Below are 6810 nucleotides of genomic sequence, written 5' to 3'. Positions count from 1 at the left end.
GAGCAGAGGACTGAAAATCCTCGTGTCCCTGGTTCGATTCCTGGTCTGGCCACCAAAAGCATAGTACATATGTACTATGCTTTTTTATTTTCTAAGAAAGTATACAGTCTTTTTATTAGTAAACCTGGTAACTTCAATAGACAAAAAAATCACTGAAAAAGTGTTTCAGTGATCTTTTTTATTTATTGAAATTTAATTGAGACTTTAACATCAGTTTTATTTCAATATGATGATTTAATATCATCCTAAATAATGTACAGGCAAAGAGTAATAAAGTTATATACTTTTTAATACTTCTAAAACTTCTGATATATGTTCTTTGACTTTAACTTTTCTAAATTCTTTAACCAGAACACCATTTTCATCTATTATGAAAGTACTTCTTTCTATGCCCAGTACCTTTTTTCCATACATATTCTTTTCTTTTATTACATCATAGATTTTACATACTTCTTCACTTGAATCGCTTAACAGTATAAATGGTAATCCTAGTTTATTTATAAACTTTTCATGTGAAGATAAAGAATCTCTAGAAACTCCTAATACTATTGCATTATAATCACCAATTTCATTATAGTGATCTCTAAAATCACAGGCTTCATTGCTACAACCAGGAGTATTATCCTTAGGATAGAAATAAAGTACTATCTTCTTACCTTTGTAATCACTTAATTTATGTATATTACCATCAGAGCCTGAAAGAGAAAAATCTGGCGCTAAACTATTTATTTTCATATATAGTATTACCTCCTACTATTATTTGGTTATTATTATATAATAGTTATTATTAGATATCAATAATATTTTTTGTTAAATTTATATTTATTGTTTTAGTAGGTCGTAAAATTAATATGGTAATAGATTACTAGTGTTTATAATTATATTGAAATAAAGCTGTTTATCTACAAAATATAAGTTTATGAAGAGTAAAAATATGAATATTATGCTATTTGTGATATGATAAATAAGATTAAAACTTTTATATAAAAAGGAGACTATTTATGGACAATAAAGTGTTAGCCGTAGTTGGTGGAAACGAAATAACTGAAAGAGATTTGATGGAGGTTATAGAAAGATATCCTGAAGATAGAAGAGGCGTTTTTGCTAGTGAAATGGGCAGAAAGCAATTACTTGAGCAAGTTATAAGCTTTGAATTATTATATAAGTTCGGTAAGGATAATGGATTTGATCAATCTCAAGAATTTTTAGCTCAGATTGAGAAAGCAAAAAAGGATATATTAACTCAAACAATTATAAATAAGATACTTTCAGAAGTTACAATAACTGATGAAGAAGCTATTAAATACTATGAAGCTAATAAAGAAGCATTTATGGAACCAGAGACTATTTCAGCTAAACATATACTTTTAGACTCAGAAGAAAAACTTAATGAAATAAGAGCAGAAATAGTATCAGGTAAAAAATCATTTGAGGAATCAGCTGCTGAATACTCAACTTGTCCTTCAAGCGAACAAGGTGGAAATTTAGGATCATTCTCAAAAGGAATGATGGTACCAGAATTTGAAGAAGCAGCATTTGTTTTGCCAGTAGGTGAAGTAAGTGAACCTGTTAAGACTCAATTTGGATATCATTTAATAAAAGTAGATGCTAAGAATCCTTCAAATGTTAAGTCTTTTGATGAAGTTAAAAGTCAAGTCGTACAACAATTAATTCAAGAAAGACAAGAAAGAAAGTATCTTGATTTTGTGCAAGAATTAACTGCAAAGTACGGTGTTGAAAGAAAGTAGATAGCTTATATTAATGATAGCAATTAAAAGGTGGATAAAATGATATTTTAAATCATTTTATCCACCTTTTATTTTTTTGATATTAAAATATATCTATGTTTTATGAAGACTTAACTTGTACATATTATATAATCCAGGTTTCTGTGGATTAGATGGTTCTGGTTTTTGAAGGTGGCAGGGCATGCATAAATTTATAGTTGAAGTTGAATACATATATTAATAAATTACAAAATTAATATTAATGTGAATTAAAAGTTTAATTATGATTAAGAATTAAAGTGTAGCATTTTTTTGAAAGTATATTAACTGTAAAATGTTTTACAATTAGTGAGTGTGTAATAATAAAGTTTTTTTAATATTAATATCAGTATAGGCGGCAAATTTGAATAAATCATATAGTTTAACTATATAAATAGATTATCATGGAAATTTGTATAAAAGTATATATTTAAACTAAGTATAAGTAAGGAGTAGCTAAGTGATGAAAAAAAATATAATGATACTTGTAATATCTACCGTTATATTATTGATATGCATTATTTATAGACCAGTGGCTAATGAGCAATCAATAGTTATAAATGTAAAGACTTACAGTTCAATTGATCCGGTATTATATAAATTGCCTTCTATTTTTGAAAGTAAATACAACAGTACTATTACATTGAATTATGTTGGAAGCGCTACTGATGCAGATTTGATATTGGCCCATGAAGCATTAATTAAATATAAATATAAAAAAGAAGAGTTTGAGGAATTGACCAATAAGGAAGACAACATAGTAATAATCAACGATGAAAGATATGTTGATTTTCTTAATACCAATAGAACTCAGCGTATTACATTAGTTTCTAACGAAGTTAAAGATTATCTTATTAATGAAGGGGACTATAAAAAATTAATTACAGCAGATGACTTGCTGGATAAGGCAATAGCAGATAAGAATATAAATGCAGTGGTTTTTAGAAGTGAGCTGAACAATTATATGAAACAAAGGTATTTAACAGAGATACCCAATAAGGTAAGTAATTTAAATAAGAGTGATACCGTTAAACTTCTAATTAGAAAGAATTCTAGACAATATAATGAGTTAAAATCAGCAGTTAAGCTGATTATAGAGGAAGAGGAGAGAAAGAATAGTGAGAGGTAGATTGGTATTAGATAAGAAGCATTACTTTATCTTGTTAATAATATTCTTATCGGTGATTTGTGGTTATATAAATACTACATATGTAAAGTATATTAATGTTAGAATTTACTTTTTGGATTCAGCGCAGAATAAGATTGAACCATTAAATAATAACAATATAAGAGTTATTAACTCTTATAATAATGAGTTTCATAGTAAGTATAAGAATATATTGATTTCGCCAGAGAACTCTAAGGAATATATATATAGGATGGAAGTTAAGAGTAAAAATAATGAATATAAAAACCTAAATACTATATATGAAGAGTATAGGAATGATTTGATGAAGCAGGGAGCTTTCTTTATATCGAATAATAATTTTATAAATGAAGATATGACTAACATCAAGATAAAAAATATTGTATTTAATTTAATTATGGGAATTATTTTTATATTTGCCGTAAGCTTTTTTGAGAATGTGATAAGGAATACTAGATATATGGCTATTAAAGAAAAGTACCTAAATATAATATTATCATTATTATATTTCATATCATCGATGATTAAGGTTAGTGTTGTATTAACAGCGATTTTAATATCTATTGGAATTATAGCAAATATAATAAAAAGAAATATAGATAAAAAACAACAACTTTTACTATTATTGAAGGTATCAATAATTTTTAAACTTGTAGCAATAATTGGGTTTAATTTGATTAATTACATTAAATATAGGACGTTATATAACTACACACAGCCAGATGAGCTGTTTTATTATTCTACAGCAGATTATTTATATCAAAGAATACTAAACCTCTCTCACCTGAGGATATTGGAGCTTACAAATGGTAACAGGCAATTTGGTTATAATCTGTTCTTAGGTTTACTAAAGGTACTAAATAATGGAGATATTTTAATAAGTGCTAAGGTGGTTAATTTACTAATCGGATTAGTATTCATATTTATAATGTATGAGTTTTCCTATAAATTATTAAGAGAGCACAAAGTTGCAATAATGACCTCGTATATGATGGCTATACTTCTTACCTTTTCACTTTTTAGTTCAATTGCACTTAGAGATGTATTATTATCGTTATTAATATGTCTGCTTCTTAAGGAAATAATAATTGAAAATGACAAATATACAATTAAGAAGTTAGTAAGAATAATAGTTATATCCATAGCATTATGTTCATTAAGGATATTTGTCTTTATGATTATAGCAATATTACTTGCATTATATAAAACTGTACAGTATGGACGAAAAAGGTCCATAAGCAGTGTGTTTACGGCTTTATGTTTAGTATCATTGGCTTTTATATTTATTATATTAGCTAGTAGGTTCTATAGAGTGAGTATGTTTGATTTTATGTATCCGTATATTAAAAGAGTAGGTTTACTGGGATATATAAAGGGATTGGTGCTAAGTAGTGTAAACTTAGATTTTATAGTGAATATAGGGGGGACCATATATACTTCTCCAAAAGCGGTTATACTTAGGATGCTATATCCAGATACCTTATTTCTTATAATTACATTTCCATTTATGATATTAGGTTTCTTTAGTTTATTTAGAAGAGTTAAGGATATTTCAGTAATTGTTGTGATAATGTTTGTATCGTTGATAACTATATATACTATCCAATATGGTGGATGGTTCTTAAGAATACAGCTACAGATATTTCCATATCAATATATGGTCATAAGTTTGGGGATATTTGAAGTGTTTAAGAATGTAAGATTTAAATTTATTGATAGATTTAAAAGTTATATGTAGAGGCATTATATATAATTAATTGGAGGCATTATGAAAGATTCAAGAATACTTCATGTTGTTGCTACTGATAGGTTAAGTGGCGCAGAAAAGGTCGTTTCAGATATATGTACAAATTTGAGTAGTAAGTTTTCAGCTATAGTAGTTTGTTCAGGAGAAGAATTAAAGCAATATTATGAAGAGAGAGGTCTAAAGGTTTATTTAGCAGATGTAAATAGAATTAGCCCTATTGAAATTATTAAGATAAAGAACATATTAAAAGAAGAAAATATAAACTTAGTTCACGCCCATGATGTAAAAGCTTCTATAGCTTCTCAAATAGCTTGCGGATCTCTAAATATACCGGTTATATCGCATATTCATGTAAATTATACTTGGATGAAAGATAATAAGCTAATGTCAGCTATAGATAAGCATTTTAGACGAAAGTACTCACTGTCAATTGCATGTTCAGAGCTTGTAAAGAAATATTATCTAGAGAATAATGATAAGGTAAATAAAGAAAAAATAACTTATTTAGATAATGCTTTTAACTTTAATGAGTTTAATGAAATAAATCTCGGAGATACAAATAAATTAAGAGAGATGCTTAAAATATCGGAAAAAGACTTTATATTTGGATACTTAGGAAGATTAATAGAGATTAAAGGAGTTGATCTACTCATTAAGAGTTTCTCTAATATAGCAAGGGAGAATTCTAATGTTAAATTACTTATTGTAGGAGATGGAACTGAAAGAGTTAAATTAGAAGAATTAGTCAAAGCTTTAAAAGTAGAAGAAAGTGTAATTTTTACTGGGTACCAAAAAAATACTTATGACTATATGGAACTTTTCGATTGCTTTATACTTCCATCCTTAAGAGAAGGGCTACCTATAGCTATGCTTGAGGCTATGGCTATGAGAAAGGCGGTTATTTCTACTGCAGTAGCTGGAGTAGTAAAATTAATAGATAGCGGCTATAATGGCCTAATATTAAATAGCAGAAATGAAAATGAACTCAGAGAAGCAATGATATCCTTATTAAATGATACCGAGAAGAAAAAACAACTTGCTGAGAATGCATATAATTGTCTAAAAGACAACTACGATATAAATAATTATGTAGAGAAACTAGAGGTTATATATTCAAGATTCATTTAAGAAAGATATGTGTTAATGTGTCAGCTTTCTGAACAGATATATTATTAGGTATGAGGTAGTTAAAATGAAAGAAAACTTTGTAACAATATTTACGCCAACTTATAATAGAGGCAATTTACTAGGAGAGCTTTATGAAACTTTGACTAGACAAACTAATGATAACTTTGAGTGGTTGATATATGATGATGGATCTAGTGATAATACAGAAGAAATTGTTAACTCATTTATTAGAGAAAATAAAGTTGGTATAAGGTATACTAAAGTCAAAAATGGAGGAAAACATGTGGCCATAAATAATGGCTCAGAATTAGCTATAGGTGAATTGTTCTTTATAGTTGATTCTGATGATATGCTTACCTATGATGCAGTAGAATATATATTAACTTATTGGAAGTCTATACCGGATGATAAGAAGCAGTTATATGCTGGAGTAGGCTCTAATAGAGCTATACTAGATAAAGATAATAATAAAGTTGTAAAAAAGCTAAAAAATGAATACATAGATGCTAGCTTTACAGAGTTTTCTCTTTTACTAAAGAATAAAGCTGATAAAGCTGAGGTGTTTAGAACTGAACTATTAAGAAAATATAAATTTCCTATATTCGAAAACGAAAATTTTATGACAGAGGCGGTTATATGGTTCAAGATGTCTGACGATGGATATATTATGAGGTGGTTTGATGAAGCTATATATATATGTAAATACAGAGAGGATGGATTAACTCAAAACTCATTTAAAGTTAGGTTAAAGAATCTAAATGGAACTTGCCATGCATATAACTTACTTTCATCTTATAATTTACCTAAGAAAAATATTATAAGATACAAAGCTAACTATTTCAGATTTGGATTACATAAAGGAATTTCTATAGCCAAGTTAAAAGATGACTTAATTGATAGAAGGTATTGGATTGTTTCTAGTATATTAGGTAGAATGCTATATATTAAGGATAGTTAGATGGTGCTATATATTATGATACAGCTATAACACAGTCGCTAATTATATATTAGAGACTGTGTTA

6 protein-coding genes are annotated in these 6810 nt (G+C 27.6%); 5 read left to right on the top strand and 1 reads right to left on the bottom strand.

The window, feature by feature from the left end; all coding sequences use genetic code 11:
* Positions 1-276: 276 nt before the first annotated feature.
* Positions 277-735 (bottom strand): peroxiredoxin, encoded by a 459-nt coding sequence (locus GXK57_RS14675; RefSeq protein ID WP_160677805.1) that lies wholly within the window; start codon positions 733-735, stop codon positions 277-279.
* A gap of 266 nt (positions 736-1001) precedes the next feature.
* Here GXK57_RS14675 and GXK57_RS14670 point away from each other — a divergent pair, with 266 nt between their 5' ends.
* The 5 genes from GXK57_RS14670 to GXK57_RS14650 all read left to right on the top strand — a co-directional run bounded on the left by GXK57_RS14670 (position 1002) and on the right by GXK57_RS14650 (position 6746).
* Positions 1002-1748, top strand: a complete 747-nt coding sequence (locus GXK57_RS14670; RefSeq protein WP_160677803.1) for a peptidylprolyl isomerase — start codon at positions 1002-1004, stop codon at positions 1746-1748.
* Positions 1749-2229: 481 nt separating this feature from the next.
* The gene (locus tag GXK57_RS14665) at positions 2230-2895 is read left to right on the top strand and encodes a hypothetical protein (RefSeq protein WP_160677801.1); all 666 of its coding nucleotides are present in this window, start codon (positions 2230-2232) and stop codon (positions 2893-2895) included.
* Positions 2885-4651: a hypothetical protein gene (locus GXK57_RS14660; RefSeq protein ID WP_160677799.1), complete on the top strand. Its 1767-nt coding sequence runs from the start codon at positions 2885-2887 to the stop codon at positions 4649-4651. Before GXK57_RS14665 ends, GXK57_RS14660 begins: the two co-directional genes overlap by 11 nt.
* 30 nt (positions 4652-4681) lie before the next feature.
* A complete protein-coding gene (locus GXK57_RS14655; RefSeq protein ID WP_160677797.1) occupies positions 4682-5788 on the top strand; it encodes a glycosyltransferase family 4 protein in 1107 nt (368 codons plus the stop codon).
* A 64-nt stretch (positions 5789-5852) separates the two neighbouring features.
* Positions 5853-6746, top strand: coding sequence for a glycosyltransferase family 2 protein (locus GXK57_RS14650; RefSeq protein ID WP_160677795.1), 894 nt, complete (start codon positions 5853-5855; stop codon positions 6744-6746).
* Positions 6747-6810 lie beyond the last annotated feature (64 nt).

This window comes from Clostridium sp. C8-1-8, assembly GCF_009928445.1.
Lineage (GTDB): Bacteria > Bacillota > Clostridia > Clostridiales > Clostridiaceae > Clostridium_AR.
The sequence above is the reverse complement of the archived record's forward strand: the minus strand, read 5'-3'. Positions and strand labels throughout refer to the sequence as shown.